Annotated in this window: 24 protein-coding genes and 2 riboswitches; of the genes, 4 read left to right on the forward strand and 20 right to left on the reverse strand. The window is 57.7% G+C overall.

Translation table 11 applies throughout. The features are described 5' to 3' along the window. Positions 1-94: 94 nt before the first annotated feature. The gene (msbA, locus tag QOY30_RS00435; RefSeq protein ID WP_283742675.1) at positions 95-1,843 is read right to left on the reverse strand and encodes a lipid A export permease/ATP-binding protein MsbA; all 1,749 of its coding nucleotides are present in this window, start codon (positions 1,841-1,843) and stop codon (positions 95-97) included. Positions 1,844-2,265: 422 nt separating this feature from the next. On the opposite strand from msbA, the gene QOY30_RS00440 reads away from it, so the two are divergent. Then, positions 2,266-3,087: a symmetrical bis(5'-nucleosyl)-tetraphosphatase gene (locus QOY30_RS00440; RefSeq protein WP_283742676.1), complete on the forward strand. Its 822-nt coding sequence runs from the start codon at positions 2,266-2,268 to the stop codon at positions 3,085-3,087. Positions 3,088-3,094: 7 nt separating this feature from the next. Here QOY30_RS00440 and infA read toward each other — a convergent pair whose 3' ends face one another. From infA to leuS, 19 genes are all read right to left on the reverse strand, one after another. Beyond that, positions 3,095-3,355 (reverse strand): translation initiation factor IF-1, encoded by a 261-nt coding sequence (gene infA / locus QOY30_RS00445; protein WP_283742677.1) that lies wholly within the window; start codon positions 3,353-3,355, stop codon positions 3,095-3,097. Between the two features lie 98 nt (positions 3,356-3,453). Then, positions 3,454-3,660, reverse strand: a complete 207-nt coding sequence (locus QOY30_RS00450; protein ID WP_013030990.1) for a cold-shock protein — start codon at positions 3,658-3,660, stop codon at positions 3,454-3,456. Positions 3,661-3,843: 183 nt separating this feature from the next. After that, positions 3,844-4,731, reverse strand: coding sequence for a fructosamine kinase family protein (locus QOY30_RS00455; RefSeq protein ID WP_283742678.1), 888 nt, complete (start codon positions 4,729-4,731; stop codon positions 3,844-3,846). After that, on the reverse strand, positions 4,728-5,165 hold the full coding sequence (locus QOY30_RS00460) for a VOC family protein (protein ID WP_283742679.1): 438 nt from the start codon (positions 5,163-5,165) through the stop codon (positions 4,728-4,730). Before QOY30_RS00460 ends, QOY30_RS00455 begins: the two co-directional genes overlap by 4 nt. A 52-nt stretch (positions 5,166-5,217) precedes the next feature. Then, a complete protein-coding gene (locus tag QOY30_RS00465) occupies positions 5,218-6,156 on the reverse strand; it encodes a carbohydrate kinase family protein (protein WP_283742680.1) in 939 nt (312 codons plus the stop codon). Positions 6,157-6,300: 144 nt separating this feature from the next. Next, positions 6,301-6,846 carry a thiol peroxidase gene (gene tpx, locus QOY30_RS00470; RefSeq protein WP_283742681.1) on the reverse strand — a complete coding sequence of 182 codons (546 nt, stop codon included), beginning with the start codon at positions 6,844-6,846 and terminating at the stop codon, positions 6,301-6,303. Between the two features lie 54 nt (positions 6,847-6,900). After that, positions 6,901-9,750, reverse strand: coding sequence for an aminomethyl-transferring glycine dehydrogenase (gene gcvP, locus QOY30_RS00475; protein WP_283742682.1), 2,850 nt, complete (start codon positions 9,748-9,750; stop codon positions 6,901-6,903). 121 nt (positions 9,751-9,871) lie between these two features. Continuing rightward, complete coding sequence (gene gcvH / locus QOY30_RS00480; RefSeq protein WP_283742683.1) at positions 9,872-10,261, reverse strand: glycine cleavage system protein GcvH; 390 nt, start codon at positions 10,259-10,261, stop codon at positions 9,872-9,874. Positions 10,262-10,378: 117 nt separating this feature from the next. Further along, complete coding sequence (gcvT, locus tag QOY30_RS00485) at positions 10,379-11,464, reverse strand: glycine cleavage system aminomethyltransferase GcvT (RefSeq protein ID WP_283745997.1); 1,086 nt, start codon at positions 11,462-11,464, stop codon at positions 10,379-10,381. Positions 11,465-11,593: 129 nt separating this feature from the next. Beyond that, a riboswitch (glycine riboswitch) is annotated at positions 11,594-11,698 on the reverse strand. 55 nt (positions 11,699-11,753) lie between these two features. After that, positions 11,754-11,842: riboswitch (glycine riboswitch) on the reverse strand. A gap of 26 nt (positions 11,843-11,868) precedes the next feature. After that, complete coding sequence (locus QOY30_RS00490) at positions 11,869-12,681, reverse strand: DUF3426 domain-containing protein (protein WP_283742684.1); 813 nt, start codon at positions 12,679-12,681, stop codon at positions 11,869-11,871. After that, positions 12,678-13,568: a 50S ribosomal protein L11 methyltransferase gene (gene prmA / locus QOY30_RS00495; protein ID WP_283742685.1), complete on the reverse strand. Its 891-nt coding sequence runs from the start codon at positions 13,566-13,568 to the stop codon at positions 12,678-12,680. The genes QOY30_RS00490 and prmA overlap by 4 nt, the downstream gene beginning before the upstream one ends. A gap of 2 nt (positions 13,569-13,570) precedes the next feature. Next, positions 13,571-14,926: an acetyl-CoA carboxylase biotin carboxylase subunit gene (gene accC, locus QOY30_RS00500; RefSeq protein WP_283742686.1), complete on the reverse strand. Its 1,356-nt coding sequence runs from the start codon at positions 14,924-14,926 to the stop codon at positions 13,571-13,573. 60 nt (positions 14,927-14,986) lie between these two features. Further along, positions 14,987-15,436 carry an acetyl-CoA carboxylase biotin carboxyl carrier protein gene (accB, locus tag QOY30_RS00505; protein ID WP_283742687.1) on the reverse strand — a complete coding sequence of 150 codons (450 nt, stop codon included), beginning with the start codon at positions 15,434-15,436 and terminating at the stop codon, positions 14,987-14,989. Positions 15,437-15,438: 2 nt separating this feature from the next. Further along, positions 15,439-15,882 (reverse strand): type II 3-dehydroquinate dehydratase, encoded by a 444-nt coding sequence (aroQ, locus tag QOY30_RS00510; protein ID WP_283742688.1) that lies wholly within the window; start codon positions 15,880-15,882, stop codon positions 15,439-15,441. Positions 15,883-16,121: 239 nt separating this feature from the next. Further along, positions 16,122-17,909 (reverse strand): protein-disulfide reductase DsbD, encoded by a 1,788-nt coding sequence (dsbD, locus tag QOY30_RS00515; protein WP_283742689.1) that lies wholly within the window; start codon positions 17,907-17,909, stop codon positions 16,122-16,124. Further along, positions 17,906-18,238, reverse strand: a complete 333-nt coding sequence (gene cutA / locus QOY30_RS00520) for a divalent-cation tolerance protein CutA (RefSeq protein WP_283742690.1) — start codon at positions 18,236-18,238, stop codon at positions 17,906-17,908. The genes dsbD and cutA overlap by 4 nt, the downstream gene beginning before the upstream one ends. Further along, positions 18,235-19,248: a DNA polymerase III subunit delta gene (holA, locus tag QOY30_RS00525; protein ID WP_283742691.1), complete on the reverse strand. Its 1,014-nt coding sequence runs from the start codon at positions 19,246-19,248 to the stop codon at positions 18,235-18,237. The genes cutA and holA overlap by 4 nt, the downstream gene beginning before the upstream one ends. 10 nt (positions 19,249-19,258) lie before the next feature. Then, positions 19,259-19,762: an LPS-assembly lipoprotein LptE gene (locus QOY30_RS00530; protein WP_283742692.1), complete on the reverse strand. Its 504-nt coding sequence runs from the start codon at positions 19,760-19,762 to the stop codon at positions 19,259-19,261. An 8-nt stretch (positions 19,763-19,770) separates the two neighbouring features. Beyond that, complete coding sequence (gene leuS, locus QOY30_RS00535) at positions 19,771-22,374, reverse strand: leucine--tRNA ligase (RefSeq protein ID WP_283742693.1); 2,604 nt, start codon at positions 22,372-22,374, stop codon at positions 19,771-19,773. 86 nt (positions 22,375-22,460) lie between these two features. Here leuS and QOY30_RS00540 point away from each other — a divergent pair, with 86 nt between their 5' ends. The 3 genes from QOY30_RS00540 (at position 22,461) to QOY30_RS00550 (ending at position 24,777) form a co-directional block, all read left to right on the forward strand. Then, positions 22,461-23,321: a FecR domain-containing protein gene (locus QOY30_RS00540; protein ID WP_283742694.1), complete on the forward strand. Its 861-nt coding sequence runs from the start codon at positions 22,461-22,463 to the stop codon at positions 23,319-23,321. A 66-nt stretch (positions 23,322-23,387) separates the two neighbouring features. Next, positions 23,388-24,281, forward strand: a complete 894-nt coding sequence (locus QOY30_RS00545) for a phosphoribulokinase (RefSeq protein ID WP_283742695.1) — start codon at positions 23,388-23,390, stop codon at positions 24,279-24,281. 130 nt (positions 24,282-24,411) lie between these two features. Continuing rightward, a complete protein-coding gene (locus QOY30_RS00550) occupies positions 24,412-24,777 on the forward strand; it encodes a nucleotide pyrophosphohydrolase (RefSeq protein WP_283742696.1) in 366 nt (121 codons plus the stop codon).

The following is a 24,777-nucleotide window of genomic DNA, read 5'->3' on the forward strand; positions in this document are numbered from 1 at the left end:
GCGATCAGCCATGCAGCCGGAGGCCGGCAGTTTGATTGGAATCGGTTTCATCAACGTGAAAACAGGATCTTGTGACTGTGGTTTATAAGTCCGGCTAAGGGGTTATTTCATCGGCCAATCCGAATTGAATGCGATGCAGTTGCGCATATACACCGCTCTTGGCCAGCAGTTCGGCGTGCGTACCGACTTCGACGATGCGGCCCTTTTGCAGCACAACGATGCGATCTGCTTTTTCGATGGTGGAAAGGCGGTGAGCAATGACCAGCGTGGTACGCCCCTGCATCAGGGTTTCCAGTGCGGCCTGCACATAGCGTTCGGATTCGCTGTCCAATGCCGAAGTGGCTTCGTCCAGAATCAGTATCGGTGCATTTTTGAGGATGGCTCGAGCAATTGCGATTCGCTGGCGTTGTCCACCGGAGAGGCGTACGCCCTTTTCCCCCACCAGCGTTTCCAAACCTTGCGGCATCTCGCGAATGAATTCCATGGCATGTGCCGCGGTTGCTGCTGCGACGATCTCTGCCTCCGGCACTTCGCGCATCTGCCCGTAGCCGATATTGGCGGCGACGGTATCGTTGAACAGCACCACCTCCTGGCTCACCAGAGCGATGTTGGAGCGCAAGCCGGTCAGCGAAAGATCGTGGATGTCATGCCCATCCAGCAGGATACGGCCACCCGTCGGGGTGTAAAAACGCGGCACCAGATTTGCCAGCGTACTCTTGCCGCTGCCGGATGCGCCGACCAGCGCCACAGACTGTCCTGCAGGAACATCGAGGCAGATGTCGTGCAACGCCAGGCGGCCATCTGCATGGTAGGAGAAATCAAGATGATCTAACACAAGATGGCCGCTCGCGCGTCCGATGTGGGCCTTGCCATCATCCACTTCGCTCGGGCTGTCGAGCAACTCGAAAATGCTTTCCGCAGCGGCCAGTCCGCGTTGCGTGAATTCACTCACGCTGGTGAGCCGCTTGAGGGGGGCAGTCAGCATCAGCATGGCAGTAACAAAGGAGAGAAAGCTGCCCACTGTCGTCACATCGCTCCTGGCTTGCATGGTGGCCAGATAAACGATGATTGCGAGCGCAATTGCCGCGATCATCTGCACGATGGGTACGTTTGCCAGCGCGGCGGCAGCCTGCTTCATCATGTGTCGCCGCACCCCGTTTATTTCCGTGGCAAAGCGTTCCGATTCATAGCGTTGACCGCCGAACAGCTTGACCACCTTGTGCGCAGTCACGCTCTCCTCTATCACCTGGGTGATGTTGCCCATCGCGCGTTGCGAATCGCGACTCGACGACCGCAAACGACGGTTGATCGTGCTGATCACCCAGGCAACGAGGGGGGCGACCACCAGCGACAGCAACGTCAATTTCCAGTCCAGATAGAACAGCCAGCCGAGCAGGCCGACGATGATGATGGTATCGCGCACGGTGATCGTAACGACGCTGGTAGCGGCAGCCGTGACTTGAGTTACATCGAAGGTCAGCTTGGAGATCAGCGTTCCGGTGGCGTGGTCGTCATAAAAGCGGGTGGGCAATGCGAGCAGCTTGCCGAACATCTCCGCCCGAAGATCCATGACCAACTTGTTTCCGATCCAGTGAATCGCATAGGAGCCGAAGAAGCCTGCAAGGCCGCGCACGAAGAAGATCACCAGGATCAGGATCGGCGCCCAGCGCATCACCAGATCGTCCTTCTGTACAAATGTGCCGTCAAGAAAAGGCTTGAGCAGGGCGGGCAACAAGGGTTCGGTCGCGGCGGAGACCATCATGCCCAATATCGAAATGCCAAATACGCGCCAATAGGGGCGAACATAGGTCATCAGGCGCAAGTAGAGTTGGGTGCTGGTCATCGGATAATTGTAAACATGTCTGTATATATTTCTATTGTTGTCCGCAGGGCGTGCTTGCAGACGATTCGTCGATCAGGTTGGCAACGGTCAGTTTACCTGACGGGGCCGGATTTATGGTTGGCAAATCGGCGCTCCAATACAATGCGCCCTGTTAGGCGAATACGCGAGATTTCGTAGCGCTGAAGTACATGCGGAAGAGAAGGTGTGATAATGCAAAAAATGGCATATAAAATAAAAATCTACCGACCTCAGGGCTCATGGGCACTTTAAAAAATTCAAAGTTCTAAGCAAGACAAGACGCGAACAAAAAATTGCGACGCAGCATATGCATGATATGTAAGGAGTAATTTTTTGTGAGTAACGCAGTATTGCGACGAAATTTGGATTTTTGGAAGTGTCCTTATTTTAACAGAGGTTCATTAATGGCGATCTATGCATTAGGCGACATTCAGGGCTGTTACACCGAACTCCAGCAATTGCTGGAGCAGATACGTTTCGACCCCGCGCAGGACAAACTCTGGCTGGTGGGCGATCTGGTCAATCGCGGGCCGGATTCCTTGCGTGTGCTGCGCTTGGTCAAATCGCTGGGCGACAATGCCGTCACCGTTCTTGGTAATCACGACCTGCACTTGCTGGCCGTTGCCGAAGGCGCAGCGGAACTTCATCGCACCGACACGCTGGACGAAGTGCTGGGCGCCCCCGACCGGGATGAACTGCTGACCTGGTTGCGTCAGCAGCGCTTGTTGCATACGGAAGGAGATTATGTCCTAGTGCACGCTGGGTTGCTGCCGCAATGGAGCGTCAAACAAGCGGTCGGATTGGCAAGTGAAGTGGAGCAAGCGTTGCGCGGTGATGACTACGCCACCTTCTTTGCCCGCATGTACGGCAACGCGCCGCACAATTGGAACGACGAACTGGACGGCTACAAACGCTTGCGCGTCATCACCAATGCTTTCACCCGCTTGCGCATATGCACCCTGCAAGGCGAAATGGAATTCAAATTCAAGGGGGAAGTCGAAAAGATACCGGAAGGCTACGTGCCCTGGTTCGAGGTGCCGGAGCGCAAGAGCCGCAAAGCCACCGTCATTTTCGGCCATTGGTCGGCGCTGGGGCTGAAGGTCACGCCCAATGTCATCGCCCTCGATACCGGATGTTTGTGGGGAGGGCCGATGACGGCCATCCGATTGGAAGACCGCCAGTTATTCCAGGTGAACTGCAAAAATCCCGTAGCGCAAAACTGGTAGGGCTCGATCAATACCTGCGCTTTTGCTGAGGAACAACAGGGCCGCGACCCTCGATGTGACGGAACGTGATGCGTCCCTTGCTCAGATCGTAGGGTGAAAGCTCCAGCGAAACCTTGTCGCCGGCTACGATGCGGATATGGTTCTTTTGCATCTTGCCTGCGCTGTAAGCGATGAGCTTGTGCCCGTTATCCAATGTCACACGAAAGCGCGAGTCCGGCAGAATCTCGTCCACCACGCCGTTCATTTCCAGCAGTTCTTCTTTGGCCATGACCAATCCTCTCAGGGAATTCAGAAACAAAAAGCCCGGCAGTTGCCGGGCTCATAGTCAGGACTGACAGCATGGCTGCGCCATGCATGCCCGACCATTTATTCCGCTGCGCGGATGTTCGATGCTTGCTGACCTTTGGGGCCGGCAGTGATGTCGAAGCTTACTTGCTGACCTTCGGTCAGGGTCTTGAAACCCGAACTCTGGATCGCGGAAAAGTGGGCGAAAAGATCATCGCCGCCATTGGATGGGGTGATGAAGCCGAAGCCCTTGGAATCGTTAAACCACTTTACTGTACCTGTTGCCATTTTGAATCTCCTGAAAAACAAACAAAGGGGACTTGCCCCGAACTTAGGCGATGGTCAAGACGGCAAAATGATGAAGGGAGAAATACCGAAGTAAAGCGGGTAAAGAACCAGACAACAACGACAGACTTGAAAATCGCTGGCCCGCACTATGGGGCATATCGGCGAGAATAGCAAACGATATTATTAGCCATGCTCATCCAGCAACCTTTGCATCATTTGCGCCGCCTGCGTTGCATAACCACCGCCGAACAGATTGGCGTGGTTGAGAATATGGTAAAGGTTGTACAGGTCGCGGCGCGTTGCATAGCCCGGATCCAGCGGCCAGGCGCTGCGATAAGCAGCGTAGAAGTTCGCGGGGTAGCCGCCGAAGAGTTCCGTCATTGCGATGTCGCATTCGCGGTCGCCGTAATAGGTAGCCGGGTCAAAGATCGCCGGCGCACCGTCGGCAAGGAACGCGTGGTTGCCGCCCCACAAGTCACCGTGCAGCAGCGAAGGTTGCGGCGTGTAGCCCGCGAAGAAGGCGGGCAGAGCGTCCATCAGTTTCTCGCCCAGATTCTGCAATCGGTCGCCGTAACCATTCCTGGCCGCAAGCCGTAATTGAAAGCCGAGGCGGTGCTGGCGCCAGAACCCGATCCAGTCATTCGTCCGGGCATTCGGCTGCAATATGGTACCGATGAAATTGTCCCCGTCAAAGCCAAACTGATCAACCGTGCAGCGATGCAAGGCGGCGAGGCGCTCGCCGAGCAAATGTGCGTTGCCGCGCGAGCACAATTCCAGGTATTCGAGCGCGAGGTAGCTCTGGTCGTCGGCAATGCCATGCGCGATGGTTCGCGGCACGCGCAGCATGCCGGTTGCGGCGATGGCATCGAGGCCGGCCGCTTCCGCGACGAACATCGGGTGATGCCGCGCATCGTTGACCTTGAGAAAGTATCGCCTCCCGTCCGTACCTTCCAGCCGGAAGGATTGATTGATACTGCCTCCGCCAACCGGCGTGGCATTTCTCAATTCAAATGAAAGGTGCGTGGCATCGCGGATGGAAGCCGCGATATGGGAGGCCAGTTTCTGGATCACGGTTTGAATCGCAGGTCACCGTGCTCGTCAAAGTCGAACATCGATCCCCAGGCGATTTCCCAGTAATGCCCGTCAGGATCGGTAAAGTAACCGCTGTAACCGCCCCAGAAAGTATCCTGCGGCACTTTGGAGATGTGTGCACCGGCTGTCGCTGCAAGGCCGAAGATGCGGGCGATCTCTTCCTTGCTGCGTGCGTTATAGGCAAGTGTAAAGCCGCGGAACGAGCCGGGCGCAGGGAGCTTCACTTCTTCTCCAATGTCTTCGGCGAGTTTATCCAGCGGGTAGAGCGAGAGCCAAACGCCTGGCAGCGGAATGAAAGTGACGCCTTCATACTGCGTGATGGGCGGGGTGGAGAAGATATCGCGATAGAAAGCAGTGGAACGGGGGAGGTCCGACACGCCCAGGGTGATGACGGTCATGCGTGGGATCTTCATGTTGCCTCCTTTTCTTGTCATGCCCGGCCGACAGGCATGACTGTCAACGGGCTTACAACTTGATGCGGGATCCGAAATGCTGCTTGTACAGTTCCGCCAGCTCTGCGCGGGTGTATTTGTGGTTCTGGCCGCCGCGGCTGGCGATCTTGAGCGAACCCATCAGCGACGCCAGGCGCCCCGTGGTTTCCCAATCCCAGCCTTGCTGGATGCCGTGCAGCAGGCCGGCGCGATAGGCATCGCCGCAGCCGGTCGGGTCGACGACGGCTTTCGGCTTCGGCGTGGGGATGGCGATCTGTTTGCCGTCGGCATAGATCAGCGAGCCGTCGGCGCCAAGCGTGACGATCAATGCGGTGACACGTTGCGCGATATCGGCCAGCGTCTTGCCGGTCTTGTCCTGCAGCATCTTGGCTTCGTAATCGTTCACGGTGACGTAGTTGGCCTGCTCGATGAAATCCAGCAATTCATTCCCCGAGAACATCGGCATGCCCTGTCCGGGATCGAACACGAAGGGGATGCCGGCTTCGGCGAATTCGCGCGCATGGTTGATCATGCCGTCGCGGCCGTCCGGCGAGACGATACCCAGCGTGACTTCCCTCGCATCGTTGACGTGGTTGAGGTGCGACATGCTCATCGCGCCCGGATGGAACGCGGTGATCTGGTTGTCGTCGAGGTCCGTGGTGATGAAAGCCTGCCCGGTGAAATTGCCGGGCACGTGGCGGATATGCGTCTGCGCCAGGCCGAGGTTTTCCAGGCGCTGCGTGTAGGGTGCAAAGTCGTCGCCCACCGTCGCCATGATCAGCGGGTGCCCGCCCAGCAGTTGCAGGTTGTAGGCGATGTTGCCGGCGCAGCCGCCGTACTCGCGGCGCATCTCCGGCACCAGGAATGCGACGTTAAGGATGTGAATCTGCTCGGGAAGGATATGTTTCTTGAAATGGTCCTTGAACACCATGATGGTGTCGTATGCCATCGAACCGCAGATCAGAGTCTTCATGTCGTTACATAAAATTGGTTGGGAGGCACGGATTATAACAGGGCCATATCGGGTGGCATCACGCTGCGCGGATTCTCCCGTCGGCAGACTTGAAAGACAAACGCCATGGAACGACCCATGGCGTTTTGTCGGATGGCGGAAAAGTCAGGGAGCCACAACCGGATTGCTCTTGTCCAGCGCAGCCAGCGCCGCGTCGTAATCCGGTTCGTGGGTGATGTCGTCCACCAGTTCGGCGTGGATGATGTGGTCCTTGTCATCCAGCACCAGCACGGCACGTGCAGTCACGCCTGACAAAGCCGTATCGGCGATTTTCACGCCGTAGTTGCGCATGAAATCGCGTCCGCGCATCAGTGACAAAGTGACAACGTTCTGCAAACCTTCCGCGACGCAGAAACGGCTCATCGCGAAGGGCAGGTCGGCGGAGATCACCAGCACCACGGTGTTGTTCAGCTTGCCGGCGGCTTCGTTGAACTTGCGCGTGGAGGTGGCGCATACCGCGGTGTCCAGGCTCGGCACGATGTTGAGCACCTTGCGCTTGCCCGCGAAGCTTTGCAGCGAGACATCCTTCAGGTCCTTGTCGACGAGGGTGAAGTCGGGCGCTGTCTGCCCGACGAGCGGGAAGGTGCCGAACAGAGTGACGGGCGCACCGCCGAGGGTGGTGGCGGGCTTTTCATTTTTTTCTTTGGCCATGATGTGTCTCCTAGAGTTTCCGTCATTCCGGCGAAGGCCGGAATGACGGGGCAATCAGATGTAGCTAGATATCGGCGGGCAAGCGCAAACCAGATTCTTGTCGCCGTAGACATTATCCACCCGCGCCACGCTCGGCCAAAATTTGTTATCCCGCACCCATGGCAGGGGGAATGCCGCCTGTTCGCGCGAATAGGGACGCTTCCACTCATTCGCCACCACGGCTTTCGCGGTATGCGGCGCATGCTTGAGTACATTGTCCTTTTTGTCTGCCTTGCCGGAAAGCACTTCATCGATCTCGCCGCGAATGGCGATCATCGCCGCACAGAAACGGTCCAGCTCGGCCTTCGATTCGCTCTCGGTCGGTTCGACCATCAGTGTGTCGACTACCGGGAAGGACGTGGTCGGTGCGTGGAAGCCAAAATCCATCAAGCGTTTGGCAATGTCCGTCACCTCCACGCCTTCCTTCTTCCATTCGCGGCAGTCGAGGATCATCTCGTGCGCGCAGCGGCCGTTCGCGCCGCTGTATAGCGTGGCGTAATGATCTTTCAGCGACTCCTTGATGTAGTTGGCATTGAGGATTGCCATCCGGGTTGCCTCGGTGAGGCCCGAACCGCCCATCATCTTGATGTAGCCGTAGGAGATCAGCAGGATCAGCGCGCTGCCGTAGGGCGCAGCGGATACCGCATGGATGCCCTGCGCGCCACCGACCTTGACCACCGGGTGCGACGGCAGGAACGGAGTGAGATGTTCCGCCACGCCGATGGGGCCCGCGCCCGGTCCGCCGCCGCCGTGCGGGATCGCGAAGGTCTTGTGCAGGTTGAGGTGGCACACGTCCGCGCCGATGTTGCCGGGGCTGGTGAGGCCGACCTGGGCATTCATGTTGGCACCGTCCATGTACACCTGACCGCCGTTGGCGTGGATGATCGCGGTGATGTCCTTGATGCTTTCCTCATACACGCCGTGCGTGCTGGGGTAGGTCACCATCAGGCAGGACAAGTCGGCCTTGTGCTCTTCCGCCTTGGCGCGCAGGTCGTCCACATCGATGTTGCCCTTGCTGTCGCACTTGACCACCACGATGTGCAGACCGCACATCGCCGCGCTCGCCGGGTTGGTGCCGTGCGCCGAGGAGGGGATCAGCACCACGTTGCGCCGGTCTTCGCCGCGCGAACGGTGATAAGCCTGGATCACCAGCAGGCCAGTATATTCGCCCGCCGCGCCGGAGTTGGGCTGGAAGCTCATCTGCGCGAAGCCGGTGATCTCGGACAATGCCGCATCCAGGCCGGCAATCACTTCCTGATAGCCTTCTGCCTGCTCCAGCGGCACGAAGGGGTGCAGGTTGGCGAACGCGGGCCAGGTCAGCGCCAGCATCTCGGATGCCGCGTTCAGTTTCATGGTGCAGGAACCCAGCGAGATCATCGAATAAGTGAGCGACAGATCCTTGTTCTCCAGCCGCTTGATGTAGCGCATCATCTCGGTTTCGGAGTGATAGCTGCTGAACACCGGATGGCTCAGGATGGCCGATAGTCGGGGCTTCACGAGCAGTGCCTGTGCGTTGACCTGTGCAGCAGTGAGCGCCGGTGCAGTCTTGCCAGCCGCTTGTGCGAACACGGCGAGGATGGCATTGATATCTTCGACCGAGGTGGTCTGGTCGAGCGAGATGCTCAGCCCGTCGCCGGTATAACGGAAGTTGATCTGTGCCGCGTCGGCTAATGCATGCACCTTCACATTGTCGGTATGCATGAGCTTCAGCGTGTCGAAGAATATGCCCTCAGACAATGTATAACCCAGCTTCTTCAACTCATCTGCCAGTGCCGCGGCGGAGCGATGCACTTGTGCGGCGATGCCGCGCAGGCCGTCTGCACCGTGATACACCGCGTACATGCTGGCCATGATCGCCAGCAATGCCTGTGCGGTGCAGATGTTCGAAGTGGCCTTCTCGCGGCGGATATGCTGTTCGCGAGTCTGCAGCGCCATGCGCAGGGCTGGGTTGCCGTCGGCATCCACCGACACGCCGATGATACGACCCGGCATCGAGCGCCTGTGTGCATCATGGCAAGCGAAATAAGCGGCGTGTGGTCCGCCGTAGCCCATAGGCACACCGAAACGCTGTGTCGAACCCAGCACGACATCGGCGCCCCATTCACCCGGCGGCGTGAGCAGCACCAGACTCAGGATATCGGCAGCAACGGCGACGGTCATGCCGTGTTCCTTGGCGCGCTTCACGAAATCGGAATAGTCGTGCACCGTACCATCGGCTGTCGGGTATTGCAGCAATGCGCCGTACAGCTTGTCGTTCAGCGTCACGCTCCTGAAATCGCCGATCACCAGATCGATACCGAGCGGCTTGGCGCGAGTTTTCAATAACTCAATAGTTTGCGGATAGCACTCGTTCGACACGAAGAAACTGTTCTTGCCCTGCTCGGCGGCTTCGCGCGAGCGCAGGCCGTGCAGCATGGTCATCGCTTCGGCAGCTGCGGTTGCTTCGTCCAGCAGAGATGCATTTGCGATCTCCATACCGGTCAGATCTACAATCATGGTCTGGAAATTCAACAGCGCTTCCAGACGACCTTGCGCGATTTCTGCCTGGTAAGGCGTGTAGGCGGTGTACCAGCCGGGATTTTCCAGCACATTGCGCTGGATCACCGGCGGCACGACGGTGTCGTGATAACCCAGGCCGATGTAACTTTTGTACAACTTGTTTTTCGACGCGATGCCGCGCAGATGCTGCAGGAAAGCGTACTCGCTCATGCCTTCCGGCAGGTTCAGCGGCTTCTTCAGGCGGATGGCGGCAGGCACGGTCTGGTCGATCAGCGCGTCGAGTGAGGGCGCATTGATCTTGTTCAGCATGGACTGAACGTCTTGCGCGCTTGGGCCGTTGTGGCGATTTACAAATTGATCTGACATAGGATTTAGGATCTGGGATCTGGGATCTGGGATTTAGGATTTGGCAAGGATGGCGAGAATTCGGAACGAGGATCGAAGAATTGGTTTTCCAAATCCAAAATCCCAGTTCCTAAATCCTGCCTTAATGCGCTTCGCTATCGACGACAGCCTGATAAGCGGCAGCGTCGAGCAAGGCTGCGACATCCGCCGCGTTATCGGGCTTCATCTTGAAGATCCATGCACCGTACGGGTCGCTGTTGATGTTCTCGGGTGCTCCATCCAGATCGCCGTTTGCGGCAGTCACCGTGCCGGATACGGGTGCATACACGTCGGCCGCCGCCTTCACCGATTCAACCACGGCGCACTCTTCCTTGGCTTTCAGCTTGCGGCCGGCGACCGGCGCTTCAACGAATACCATGTCGCCCAGCAGTTCCTGAGCGTGTTCGGTAATGCCGACCGTGATGGTACCGTCGGCTTCGGTTTTGACCCACTCGTGGGAAGCGGTGTATTTCAGGTTGGATGGATTGCTCATTCTTGTTCTCCAGATGATTAACAGTTAATTCGTAGGTCGGGTTAGGCGAAGCCGTAACCCGACATTGCACTGTCGGGTTACGCAAAGAAACCGCTAACCCGACCTATCTCTACCTCTTTAAATCAAACCCTTGCCGTTGCGGGCAAACGGGTACTTCACAACTTTTGCGTTCAACAACTTGTCGCGTATTTCGACTTGTACGGTATCGCCGACCTGCACACCGTTCGGCACGCGCGCCAGGGCGATGGACTTTTCCAGTGTGGGCGAGAAACTGCCGCTGGTGATCTCGCCTTCGCCGTGTACAGTCTTTACCTTTTGGTGACCACGCAACACGCCGCGATCCAGGAGTAGCAGTCCGACCAGTTTGTTGCCCGGGGGATTTGCCTGCAACGCAGCCTTGCCGATGAAATCGCGCTCGCTCTTCAGGTCCACCGTCCATGCCAGACCCGATTCCAGCGGGCCGACCGTCTCGTCCATGTCCTGGCCGTAGAGATTCATGCCTGCTTCGAGGCGCAGCGTGTCGCGCGCACCGAGGCCGATGGGTTTGACGCCTTTTTCCGCAAGCGTCTTCCAGAAGAAAGGCGCAGCCTTGGCAGGAAGCATGATCTCGAAACCGTCTTCGCCGGTGTAACCGGTGCGCGCGATGAACATCGTGCCCATTTCCACTGCGCTGAAAGGAACAAGATGTGAGCTCAATTCCTTGCTGCCGGGTAGCGCTTCCCATACTTTCGCGCGGGCATTCGGCCCTTGCACGGCGATCATCGCCAGTTCGGGATGGTCGGCGATGTCCAGTGTGGGCGCATGAGCAGCGGCTTGCGCCTTCATCCACGCGATGTCCTTGTCGGCGGTACCTGCGTTGACCACGATGCGGAACCATTCTTCCGTCATGAAGTAGACGATCAGGTCGTCGATCACATGGCCGTCCGGGCGCAACATGGCCGAATACAGCGCCTTGCCCGGCATGGTCAATTTATCCACGTTGTTGGCCAGCAAGTAACGCAGGAATGTGCGTACCCCGGCGCCCTTCATGTCGACCACGCGCATGTGCGAGACGTCGAACATGCCGCAGTCGTTGCGTACCAGGTGGTGTTCGTCGATCTGCGAGCCGTAATTGACCGGCATGTCCCAGCCGCCGAAATCCACCATCTTGGCGCCCATGGCACGGTGAGCTGCATTGAGAGGAGTTTGTTTAAGTGTGGTCATCATTCGCTTTCAGAAAACAAGGTTTGCGAGTTTCCGCCTTTCGGCAAATACCTGCTTAAATTACTTCAGTGCAGACTTACCTTCAGGTTAGTCGTAACTAAAATAAAAAGGCGAAGCAGCATATGCTGCTTCGCCCCATCTGTCCTTGTTACCTGAGAGATTACAACTTTCGTCGTGTGCCCCTTCGGTGGCCGACTGCATTCCCTCACCCCAACCCTCTCCCGCAAGCGGGCGAGGGGGCAAAAGATTCGCTAAGCGAACTTGATGCGACGACGCTCTCCAGATTTGCCTGTTCCGATTGGTTCATGAGCCTGAGCGGTTACGGGTGTTGCGCCTTCGGCGGTGCCATGCATCGGCACTCTCTCCCAGTCGGTTTGAACGGCGGGTGGATTATACCGGAAGTCTTACTTCGGGTAGAAAAGGAACAAGCGATATCCGGAGGGTTGAAGATCGGTGGTATCCAAGTGCAGTTTGATATCCAGGTCACGGTTGGCAGGGAGCCCCTGCTTCTCGTTGTCGCCCGCTTTCAGGTAATCCGCCGCATGAAACACACGGCGGGCGATGGGCTGGTCCTGCACGCTGGTAAGCGTAAGTTCCAGGCTGGGATAGGCTTGCGCATACGGAGCGCGGTTGTGGATCAGGGCATGCAGCGTGACGATATTGTTCAGGTTGGGATCGGACTCCAGTTCGGACGATTCGATACTGACCAGGTCTGCCTTTTGGGGCAAAGCGACCGTGCATTGAAGCAGTGCACAGTAGTCCTCAAGCAGCGGTTTTAGGCCGGGCAGGCTGGAGCCGATCTCGATGCGGAAGTAATAGGTCGCTTGTGCCAGCAGGATCAACGCCAGCAGAAAGCCCGCAAAGATGGCTGTCCAGCTTGTTTTTTTTGGCGGCATCTCCAGTATTTCATCGGTCAGTTCTTCAACGAACTGTACTTGCTGCGCCAGGGTGGTTGGCTCTTCTTTCGGTTCCGGCACGTCGAAAATGGGTGCGAGATCGGTCTCGATGGTCGGAATTTCGGCCTCAACCGCCGGAATCTCGGGTTCGATGGGCAAGCTGAGCTGCTGGGGATTGGGTTCGTCGTCGTGGAGATGCTTGCTTGCATCGAACACTTCATGGCAACGTCCGCAACGTACCAGCCCGTCATGCGCATCGAGTTGAGCCCCGGTCACTTTGAAACGGGTGCCGCATTGGGGACATTGCGTGATCTCTGTCATTTCTTTACACCTGACAAACAACACCATCCATCTTCCAGCACAGCGGGCACAAGGTCAAACCATTGTGCGTAGATGCTCATCACACCTTCGGCCTGTTCGGCGAGGATGCCGGAGAGAACGATGCGTCCGCCCGACCTGGTAGCTGCCGCCAGCAACGGAGCCAGGGCGCGCAGCGGATTGGTCAGGATATTTGCAACGACGACGTCGTATTGGGAAAGTGCTGCTCCATCCGGCAATTGGAAATTTGCCTGCACCCGGTTGGCCAGTGCATTGTCGCGGCTGGCCTGCACGGCTTGTTCGTCCACGTCCACGCCGATTGCCTTGCCTGCACCCAGCTTCATGGCGGCGATGGCGAGGATGCCGGAACCGCAGCCGTAATCGAGAACCGATTCGCCGCCCCTGATGTTCTCGTCCAGCCAGCGCAAACATAGCCTTGTGGTGGGATGGCTGCCGGTGCCGAAGGCGAGACCGGGATCGAGCGCGATGTTGATGGCTGTGGGGTCGGTCGGCGTGTGCCAGGTCGGTACGATCCACAGACGTTGCGAAATGCGGATCGGATCGAACTGCGCCTGGGTCAAGCGCACCCAGTCGCTTTCTTCCAATGTTTCGATGTGATGTTCGGGAAGAGCATCGATGCCGAGTTCGGTGCAACAGGCTTGCAGGATGCCAGCGACATCGGCATCGTTCTCGAACAGGGCGTTGATCAGATTGTGCTGCCAGACCGCGGAAGTGGGTTCGCCAGGTTCGCCGAAGATGGCCTGCTCATCCGGTGTGTCGGCGTCCGCATCCAGCATGTCCACCGACAGTGCGCCATGTGCCAGCAGCGCCTCGCTCAGCGCTTCGGCGTAATCGGCTTTGGCGCGCACTGCCAGCGTGAGCCAGGACACGTTTACTTGCCCTTCGTTTTTTCTGCCAGCTTGTGTTCCAGGTAGTGGATGCTGGTTGCGCCGCGCACGAATGCCGCGTCGTTCATCAGTTCCTGATGCAGCGGAATGTTGGTGTTGATACCTTCCACCACCATCTCGGACAAGGCGGTGCGCATACGGGCGATGGCTTGGTCGCGCGTGTCGCCGTAAGCGATGATCTTGCCAATCATGGAATCGTAATACGGCGGGATGAAATAATTGTTGTACACATGCGAGTCAACGCGGATACCGGGGCCGCCGGGCACGTGCCAGTTGGTGATGCGTCCGGGTGAGGGCACGAAAGTGTAAGGATGTTCGGCATTTACGCGACATTCCACGGCATGGCCGCGGAACTGGATGTCTTTCTGGCGGAACGGCAGCTTTTCGCCTGCGGCGATGCGAATCTGCTGCTGAACAATGTCGATGCCGGTGATCATTTCGGTGACCGGATGTTCCACCTGCACGCGGGTGTTCATCTCGATGAAATAGAACTCATCGTTTTCGTACAGGAATTCGAACGTGCCCGCGCCGCGATAATTGATCTTGCGGCAGGCCTCGGCACAGCGTTCGCCAATCTTGTCGCGTAATTTTGCGTTGAGAAACGGAGCCGGTGCTTCCTCGATGATCTTCTGGTGGCGGCGCTGCATTGAACAGTCGCGCTCGCCCAGATATACGGCATTACCGTGCTGGTCGGCCAGGATCTGGATCTCGATATGGCGCGGGTTTTCCAGGAACTTCTCCATGTAAACCATGGGATTGTTGAAGGCAGCCTGCGCTTCGGTCTTGGTCATGGTCACCGCGTTGAGCAGTGCAGCTTCGGTATGCACCACGCGCATGCCGCGCCCGCCGCCACCGCCCGATGCCTTGATGATGACCGGGTAACCGATGAACCTGGCGATACGCATGATTTCGGCCGGATCGTCCGGCAGGGCACCGTCCACGCCGGGCACGACAGGTACGCCCGCCTTCTTCATCGCATTCTTGGCGGAGATCTTGTCGCCCATCAGGCGGATGGTCTCGGCGCGCGGGCCGATGAAGACGAAGCCTGATTTTTCAACGCGCTCGGAAAAATCGGCGTTCTCGGACAAGAAGCCGTATCCGGGGTGGATGGCTTGAGCGTCTGTTACTTCCGCCGCACTGATGATGGCGGGGACATGCAAATAGCTCTGGCTGGAGGGCGCGGGGCCGATACAGACGGATTCGTCGGCCAGTTTCACATACTTGGCTTCGGCATCCGCTTCGGAATGCACGGCGACGGTCTTGATGCCCATCTCGCGGCACGCGCGCTGGATGCGTAGCGCGATCTCGCCGCGATTGGCAATGAGGATCTTCTCAAACATGACGGGCTTCTCCGGTGGTGCCGGAGTTCGGGGTTTGCGTTCGAATACGGCCATGGCGCTTTAACCGATGATGAACAGAGGTTGACCGAACTCGACGGCCTGGCCGTTCTCCACGAGGATGGCCTTGATCACGCCAGCCTTGTCGGCTTCGATCTCGTTCAACAGCTTCATCGCTTCGATGATGCACAGTGTGTCGCCTTCGTTCACGCTCTGGCCGATGTCGACGAAAGAATTGGCGCCGGGGGACGGGGAACGATAAAAGCTGCCAACCATCGGCGATTTGACTATATGGCCTTCCGGTACGGCCGGGGCGGCAGGTGCTGCGGCGATGGGTGCCGCGGCGGGAGCGGGAGCGGCCTGAGGAGCTGCAGCATAGTATTGCTGCATGGGCGCTGCAACGGAACTGGAGCGCGAAATGCGCACGTGTTCTTCACCTTCTGTCAGTTCCAGCTCGGCGATGCCTGAGTTTTCGACCAGTTCGATCAGTGTTTTCAGCTTGCGCAGATCCATTTTTAGCTCCTTACAGAATGTTGTAGTGCGAATTGCAATGCGAGTTCATAGCCTGTTGCCCCTAAACCGCTGATAACCCCGACCGCGATGTCGGAGAAATAAGATTCTTTACGGAACGCCTCGCGGGCAAACACGTTGGACAGATGCACCTCGACGAACGGGATAGCAACTGCTGCCAATGCATCGCGTATTGCCACGCTGGTATGTGTGTACGCCGCCGGATTGATGATAATGAAGTCCGTACCGTCCGTGCGCGCCAATTGCACCCGGTCCACCAGTGCCGACTCTGCGTTGCTCTGGAAATGGGACAGTTTTGCGCTCTTTGCCAGCGCTAGTGCCGACAACTTGGCGTTAATTTCGTCCAACGTGACACGGCCATATACCTCCGGCTCGCGCATGCCGAGCAGGTTCAAATTGGGGCCGTGTAGTACCAGGATGTTCTTCATGGGGAGCGAAGTTTGCCGAAAATGGGTGAGTTTGTCTACCTTTTCGGGGGAATTGAGAAAAATCAGCCTGTAGGCAGGGAATTAAACGTTATCGGAGAAGTAGACATCCGAGCGATAGCTGAAATGGTCAAGAACAGACCGTAGAGTTCAAAACAAAGTCGAATGCCACGGCTTGGTTCCAAAAGACAAGCTGCTGCAAAAAGACTGCCAGCCGAATATTAAACTTGAACTCTGCTTGTTTATAGACCTGCCCCCTTCAGCGATTGCAGGAATTGCGGTGCATCCTGATAGCCGGTCACACGAAAATCGGCCTGTTCCTTGCCATCCGCGGCAAAAAACAAGGTTGCGGGTGGGCCAAAGATCTGGAATCGTTGCAGCAGGGCCTTGTCGGCGGCATCGTTGGCGGTGACATCGGCTTGCAGCAGTACGGCATTCTTCAGTTTGGATTGCACACCTGCGTCGCTGAAGGTCAGGCGCTCCATTTCCTTGCACGAGACGCACCAGTCGGCATAGAAATCCAGCATTACCGTCCTGCCCTTGGCTTGTGCAATACGGGCGTCCAGGTCCGCGCCGGTCTTGATGCGGTCGAATTGCAGGTTGGCGGGTGCTTCGGCAGTAGCACGGCCTATGTTGCCGAGCGGGCGCAGGATATCGCGGGCCCCGGACAATGCCCCGATCAGAAAGGCCACACCGAGCAACAGGGCAAAAATACCAACGCCTTTGCCGAACTTGTGCCAGCCAAGCGCGGTATGCGGCAATGGATCGAGCGCATGCAGGAAGATGGCCGAGAAGATCAGCAGCGCAGCCCATAACAGCATTTGCACGCTGAGCGGAATGACGGACGAAACGATCCAGATCGCCATTGCCAGCATCATCACGCCAAAGAAACGTTTCACGGCTTCCATCCACGCACCTGCCTTGGGCAGCAATGCTCCGGCCGAAGTGCCGATGAGCAGCAGCGGCGCACCCATGCCCAACGCCAGCACGAACAAGGCCGTTCCACCCAGAACGGCATCGTGGGTCTGACTTATATATAGCAACGCGCCAGCCAGGGGAGCGGCAACACAGGGACCCATGATGACGGCCGACAGCGCGCCCATCGCAAATACGCCGGAGAGATGGCCGCCGTGCAGCTTGTTGCTGGTGTCGGATAGTTTGCTTTGAAGCGCGGTTGGCAACTGCAATTCATAGAGGCCGAACATGGCCAGCGACAGCAGCACGAATATTGCAGCGAAACCGCCCAGCACCCAGGGCGTCTGCAGCGCGCTGGAGATCAGGTTCCCGGAATAACCTGCCGCCACCCCCGCGATGGCATAGGTGATCGCCATGCCCAGCACATAAGCCAGGGACAGGATGAAGGCATGTACATGGGTGATCTTGTGTCCGCGGCCGACGATGATGCCGGACAGGATAGGGATCATCGGGAATACACAGGGCGTGAGGGAGAGCAGCAGGCCTGCGCCGAAGAAGAAAGACACGATCAGCCAGAAGCTGCCGTTCTTGAACAGCTTGGCAATTTGAGAGGTTTCGTTGCCCGAAGCGACCGACAAGGGTGTCAAAGGTGCAGCTGCTGTGCTGACCGTTTGCGCCAGGTCGACACTGATTGTTTTTTCGATGGGCGGATAACACAAGCCGTTGTCGCTGCACCCCTGATAGATCGCGTTCAATACCAGCGGTTTTGTGATATCCGCATTCTCCAGCGCGATCTCCGCCTGGAAGGACTGGTGATAGACCTCGAGCATACCGAAATTGGGGTCGTGCTTGATTTCACCTTTGGGCATGTCGACGCGAACTATCCTGGTCTTGCTGCCGGGGATGCTGAATTCGGTCTTGTTACGATAAAGGTAGTAGCTCGGTGTGACGTTGAAGCTGGCGATCAGCGTATGCTGGTCTGTCGCATGCACTTCCAGTGTAAATGCCTTGTCGGCTGGCAGGAAACTGGGTTTCTTGCTGCCGAACGAGAGGAAGTCTGCATGGGCCATCGGCACGGCACACAGCAACAAGATCAATAATAAACGGCGCATCATGCTTGGTTCCCTGTTTGAGTTTCCTGTACGACCCAGTTCAAATATTCCGGCAAGCCCGTGTCGACGGGCAACGCAATGATTTCCGGAAGTTCATATGGATGCAGTTTTCGCAGTGCATCTTCCAGCTTCGGATAGGCTGCTCGCGTGGTCTTGATGAGCAACGGTACTTCGCTGGCGTGTTCGAGCTTGCCCTCCCATCGATATATGGAAGCACATTCGGCCAGAACATTAACGCAAGCCGCAACGCGCTGTATGACCAGCGCTTCGGCAACGCGTTCCGCGGAGGCGCGATCCGGCAAATTGGTGATGACCAGCAGAACTTCGCTCATCGCTGGCCTGCACGCGCGCAACGCACGCCGAGTTGCAACAGTTCGTCCCATACATCGCCCTGACGCAAGCCCTTTACCAGTTTGTCGACCTGCGCGGCCTGGCGCAAGGCGCGCTCGGCAAAGGTCGGCGTGAACCGGCGTACCGCGCGTTCCACCAGCTTTTGCCGCACGCCCCAGACCCGTGCATCCCGCAACGCACCGGAAAGGTTGCCGTTCTGTTGCAGGGCACGCGAGACTTTCGCCAGCGTTCGGATGTCTTCCGCAACAGCCCACAGGATCAACACTGTGGCAGTACCTTCCGCACGCAAGCCGTCCAGAATACGAACATAGCGCTCGGCATCGCCCGCAAGCATCGCCTCGGACAATTTGAATACATCGTAGCGCGCGACATCCATCACCGAGTCTTTTACCTGATCGAAGGAAAGCGGCCCGGTCGGGAACAACAGGGCGAGTTTCTGGATCTCCTGGAATGCCGCGAGCAGATTGCCTTCCACGCGCTGTGCCAGGAATGCCAGCGTGTCGGCATCGGCGGACTGCCCTTGCCGCTTCATGCGCGCGGATATCCATGCAGGCAGCGCGGCGAGCGATACTTCGTCTGCGCTGATCGCCGTTCCGTGCTGTTCCAGCGCGGTGAACCATTTGCTTTTCATCGCGGTACCGTCAAGGCGCGGCAGCGAGATCAGCGTGAGCGTGTCCGGATTCAGGTTCTGGCAATGATCCTGCAACGCCTGGGCGCCTTCCACGCCTGGCTTGCCGGACGGGATGCGCAGGTCGATCACCTTGCGCGAAGAAAACAGCGACATGCTCTGCGCACTGTTGCGCAACTCGGCCCACTTGAAGCCCTGTTCCGCGATCAGCGTTTCGCGTTCGCTATAGCCCGCTTCGCGCGCAACAGAACGGATGGCATCGGCCGCTTCAATAGAGAGCAGCAACGCCTCGCCGTGGATGACATACAGCGATCCCAGGCCTTTGCTCAAATGATGCGGCAGGTCCTCGCAGGAGATTTTCATTACATCATTCTCATGGCGTAGCTGTAGGGGGTTTGGCACGATTCAAGCGTCGCATGGCCTGGCCTACGGCATCGCTACGCATGTCTTTGTAAAGTCCCGCAGCTTCCTGCTCTTTGGAAAGTACCTGGGTATCGTCCCAGGCCAGGATGCGCGAAAGCGAAATTTCATCCGTGGGCAGCCAGTCGTTTTGTTCGCTGTCGTAAGCGCGCAAGGAAACGCGGTAGAACAATTGATATTCCTGCACGCGACCCGCGCCTGTCAGTGAAAGGATCTGCCTAATGGATTGCTCGGAGACGACTTCCAGCACCAGTTCAGCCTTGTCGGGGGAGCTGACCATGTTGATCTTGTTGGCTTTCAATGCATGCCTCAAGTCTTTGACGAAAGGCGATTCGCCGGGCGCTTTCAGGTACAGCGACTTGAAGGCGAACGTGATGTCCTTGAGGTTGCTGCCGCGCACGTGAAAGCCGCAAGCGGCAAGTGACAGAACGGCGGCAAGTATCAGGAGACGCGTCATGTTGGTCATCAGATCACCACATTGATCAGGCGACCCGGCACGACGATGACTTTCTTCACCGTGCCGCCCGCGAGTTGCTTTTGAACTGCTTCGTGTGCGAGTGCAAGTTGTTCGATGGTTGCTTTGTCGGCATCCTTGGCTACGCGCAAGCTCCCGCGCAGCTTGCCGTTCACCTGAATCACCAGCTCGATCTCGTTCTGCACCAGCGCGCCGGGATCGGCTTGCGGGAAGGCTTGATCGGTGAGCTTGCTGCCGGGACGCAATTCGCTCCACAGCGATTCCGCGATATGCGGAGCAATGGGCGAGAGCAGCAATACTGCATTTTCCAGGACTTCCTGCGCCACATTGCGTGCAACAGACGAACTCTCGTCAAATTTGCCCAACGCATTGAGCAATTCCATGATCGCCGCGATGGCGGTGTTGAAAGTTTTGCGGCGGCCGTAGTCGTCGTCGATCTTCTGGATAGCCTGATGCAATTGCAGGCGCAGTGCCTTGGCGTTCGCACCCAGTTCGCCGCCGCTGTATGCCGTAACCACACCCTGCTCGACATGATCGTGGACCGCCTTCCATACACGTTTCAGGAAACGAAACGAACCTTCCACACCGGTATCCGACCATTCCAGTTGCTGGTCGGGCGGGGCGGCGAACATCATGAACACGCGAGCCGTGTCCGCTCCGTAGGCGTCTATGATGGCTTGCGGATCGACGCCGTTGTTCTTTGACTTCGACATCTTCTCGGTACCGCCGATGACGACGGGCTGGCCGTCGGCGATCAGCTTGGCGCCGATTGGGCGCGCTTTGGCGTCCATCGCCACTTCCACGTCCGCGGGATTGATCCATAGTTTCTTGCCGTCACTGCCTTCGCGGTAGAAGGTCGGCGCGACCACCATGCCCTGCGTGAGAAGATTTTTAAAAGGTTCGTCACCCTGAACCAGTCCCTCGTCGCGCATCAGCTTGTGGAAGAAGCGCGCATACAGCAAGTGCAGGATCGCGTGTTCGATGCCGCCGATATATTGGTCTACCGGCAACCATTTTTGCGCGGCCACTTTATCTACCATGCCGGTATCGCATTGCGGGCTGGCGTAGCGCGCGTAGTACCAGGACGATTCCACGAAAGTATCCATGGTGTCCGTCTCGCGCCGTGCCTTGCCTCCGCACTTTGGGCAGGAGCATTCGTAAAATTCCGGCATCTTGGCCAGCGGCGAGCCGGCGCCGTCAGGCACCACATCCTCCGGCAGTTTCACCGGCAACTGGTCGTCCGGCACCGGCACGTCGCCGCAAGCCGGGCAATGGATGATGGGGATAGGGCAACCCCAGTAGCGCTGGCGCGAAATGCCCCAATCGCGCAGGCGGAACTGCACTTTCTTTTCGCCCAGACCTTTGGCGGCGAGGTCGGCGGCGATCGCATCAACAGCTTTCTCGAGATTCAGGCCATCGTACTTGCCGGAATTCACGCACACACCATTCTCTTTGTCGGCATACCACTCTTGCCAAGCGGCATCGCTGAAGGTCTGATCCTTCACTGCGATGGATTGTTTGATTGGCAAGTTATATTTCTTGGCGAAGCCGAAGTCGCGCTCGTCGTGCGCCGGCACGGCCATCACGGCACCTTCGCCGTAGCCCATCAGCACATAGTTGCCGACCCACACCGGCACTTGCTCGCCAGTCAGCGGATGGGTGACTTTGATACCCGTGTCCATGCCCTTCTTTTCCATGGTGGCGATGTCGGCCTCGGCCACGCCACCCTGTTTACATTCCTCGATGAACGCGGCAAGCCTGGGGTTACCCTGCGCTGCCCGGGTCGCCAGCGGGTGTTCGGCTGCCACAGCAACGAAGGTCACGCCCATGATGGTGTCGGCACGGGTGGTGTACACCCACAACTTGTCCTGCTTGCCGTCTAGTTCATACGGGAAGGCGAAGCGCACACCGTAGCTCTTGCCGATCCAGTTGGCCTGCATGGTCTTCACCTGCTCCGGCCAGCCCGAAAGAGTGTCGAGGTCTTTGAGCAACTCGTCTGCGTACTGCGTGATGCGGAAGAAGTACATCGGGATGTCGCGCTTTTCCACCAGCGCGCCGGAGCGCCAGCCTCGACCGTCGATGACTTGCTCGTTGGCCAGTACGGTGTTGTCCACCGGGTCCCAGTTCACGACGGCAGTCTTCTTGTAAATGATGCCTTTCTTGAACAGGCGCGTGAACAGCCATTGTTCCCAGCGGTAGTAATCAGGCTTGCAAGTAGTGACTTCGCGCGACCAGTCCACACCCAGGCCCAGCGACTTCAGTTGCTGCTTCATGTACTCGATGTTGGAATAGGTCCATGCAGCGGGCGGCACGTTGTTGGCCATCGCGGCGTTCTCGGCGGGCAGGCCGAACGCGTCCCAGCCCATGGGCTGCATCACGTTGTAGCCCTTCATGTGGTGGTAACGGCTCAGCACATCGCCGATGGTGTAGTTGCGCACATGGCCCATGTGCAATTTGCCCGAAGGGTAGGGGAACATCGACAGGCAATAGTATTTCGGCTTGGGACTGTCTTCCTTGGCACGGAATACTTGCGCTGCCTCCCACTGTTGCTGGGCGGCGGCTTCGATGTCTTTTGGTGAATAGGTAGATTGCATGTTCCAGTGATCGGGTGCGCAAATTTGCGGGTTCGGCATTATAACGGCAACATGACACCCCCGCGTACGGAAGGAAAGGGAACGAAATGAACAAGCTGCTCGGATTGATGTTGATGCTGGTTGTGTTATCGGTACAGGCAGAGCCGGATGCGCAGGTGCAGGCCGTGCAGATGCCTGCCTGGTTGCAACGCGGAGAAAGCAGGGTGCCAATGCGAGTCGGCTCGGAGCTGCGCAATGGCGATACGCTCATCACCGGGGCAAACGCGCGTATCTATGTGCATACCGCCGATGGCAGCACGGTTAAGCTGGGCGAGAATGCCACCTTGAAGCTGGAAGGCCTGTCGCAACAGCGCGCGGAAGAATCTTTGTTCAGTGCCGTGCTGAATGTCGCCAAAGGCGCATTCCGGTTTACCACTGCCAGCCTAGCCAAGCTGCGGGCGCGTGAGGTGACCGTCAAGGTCGCAGGCGCAACCATCGGCATACGCGGAACTGACGTGTGGGGCAAGGATGGCAGCGATCAGGGGGTAGTGTGCCTGATCGAAGGCAAAATTTCCGTGACCGGTTCGGAAATCAATGACTTCGTCATGGACCAGCCTTTGTCTGTATATAAAATGCCCAAGGATGCAGCGCCATTGCCGGTCGCTTCTGTCGACCCAGAACAGCTCAAAAAATGGGCGGCAGAAACCGAAATTGCACAACCGGCATCGCAGCTAGGCGGCGTCTGGAAAGTCGACTTGCTTACCCTACCAAACCAATCAAGTGCTTTGGCTGCCTATGATCAATGGCGGGCGGCGGGCTACGACGTGCGCCTGCTCCCCGTCACGAACCAAGACGGCTGGGCATATAAACTGCGTATCGTGCAGTTAACCAGCCGTGCCGAAGCGCAAAAGCTGGCAGAGCAACTGAAGGGAACGCTGGGGGCCGAAAATCCGAGCGTCTCGCGCTAGGCGGGAAAACTGGGTTAAAATCAATAACCATAAAAATTTATTTATTATCGTTCAGGAGAGTGGAATATGTCCCGTAAGCATCCCGTTATTGCCGTCACCGGTTCGTCCGGCGCAGGCACCACCACCGTCAAGCGCGCGTTTGAGAACATCTTCCGCCGCGAGGGTATCAAGGCTGCAGTTGTCGAAGGCGACAGCCTGCACAGCCTGGATCGCATGGCGTTCCGTGCCGCCGCAGCCGAAGCTGCCAAGGCCGGCAACCATTCGTTCAGCCACTTCGGTCCGGAAGCCAACAGCTTCGACAAGATCGAAGAAATGTTCAAGAACTACGGTGAATCCGGCATGTGCAAGCGCCGTTACTATGTACACAGCGACATTGAAGCGGCGGATCACAACAAGCATTTCAACCTGACCGATCTCAAGGCCGGCGTGTTCACACCCTGGGAAGACATTGAATCCGGCACCGACCTGCTGTTCTACGAAGGTCTGCACGGTTTGGCCAAGAGTGAGAAATACGACGCAGGCCAGTATGTCGATCTGGGTATCGGCGTGGTGCCGGTGGTCAACCTCGAGTGGATCCAGAAGATCCATCGCGACAAAGCGGAGCGTGGCTATTCCGCCGAAGCGACCGTGGATACCATCCTGCGCCGCATGCCCGATTACATCAAGTACATCACCCCGCAATTCTCGCGCACCCATATCAACTTCCAGCGCGTGGCCACGGTCGATACCTCCAATCCTTTCATCGCACGCGATATTCCGACCCCGGACGAAAGCTTTGTGGTCATCCGTTTCCGCGATCCCAAAGGTGTGGATTTCCCCTATATGCTCAACATGATCCCGAACTCCTTCATGTCCCGCGCCAACACCCTGGTGACGCCCGGCGGCAAGATGAGCCACGCGATGGAAATCATTCTCGCGCCGATCATGCACGACATGATCCAGAACAAGAAGAAGCAATAAGCAACAACAAGAAGCAGCAGGCAACAGGACGGGGAAGCGGAGACGCTTCCCCGTTTGCTTTGCCGTAAAATTGATTAAGTCGGGCTGCTGCGCCACAATGAATTTACCAATAACGAAGCAGGAGACGATTGTGGCCGAAACGGATTTCGATAGAATAAGGAAACAGGTGCGCCAGTTCGTGGTCGAGCGCGACTGGGACCAGTTCCATACACCCAAGAACCTGTCCATGGCACTCATCGTCGAGGCCGCCGAGATGGTGGAGCATTTTCAGTGGATGAGCGAAGAGCAAAGCTGCAGCTTGTCACCGGAGAAACTCGCCGAAGTCGAGCTGGAACTGGCTGATATCCAGATCTACCTCATCAGCCTGGCTGAAAAGCTGCAACTGGATCTGATCGCTGCGGTAGACAAAAAGCTGGTACTGAACGCCCGAAAATACCCCGCCGAGCAAGTTCGGGGGAGTTCCAAAAAATACACGGAATACAAAAACCGAAGCTGA

Source organism: Sideroxydans sp. CL21, from assembly GCF_902459525.1.
Lineage (GTDB): Bacteria > Pseudomonadota > Gammaproteobacteria > Burkholderiales > Gallionellaceae > Sideroxyarcus.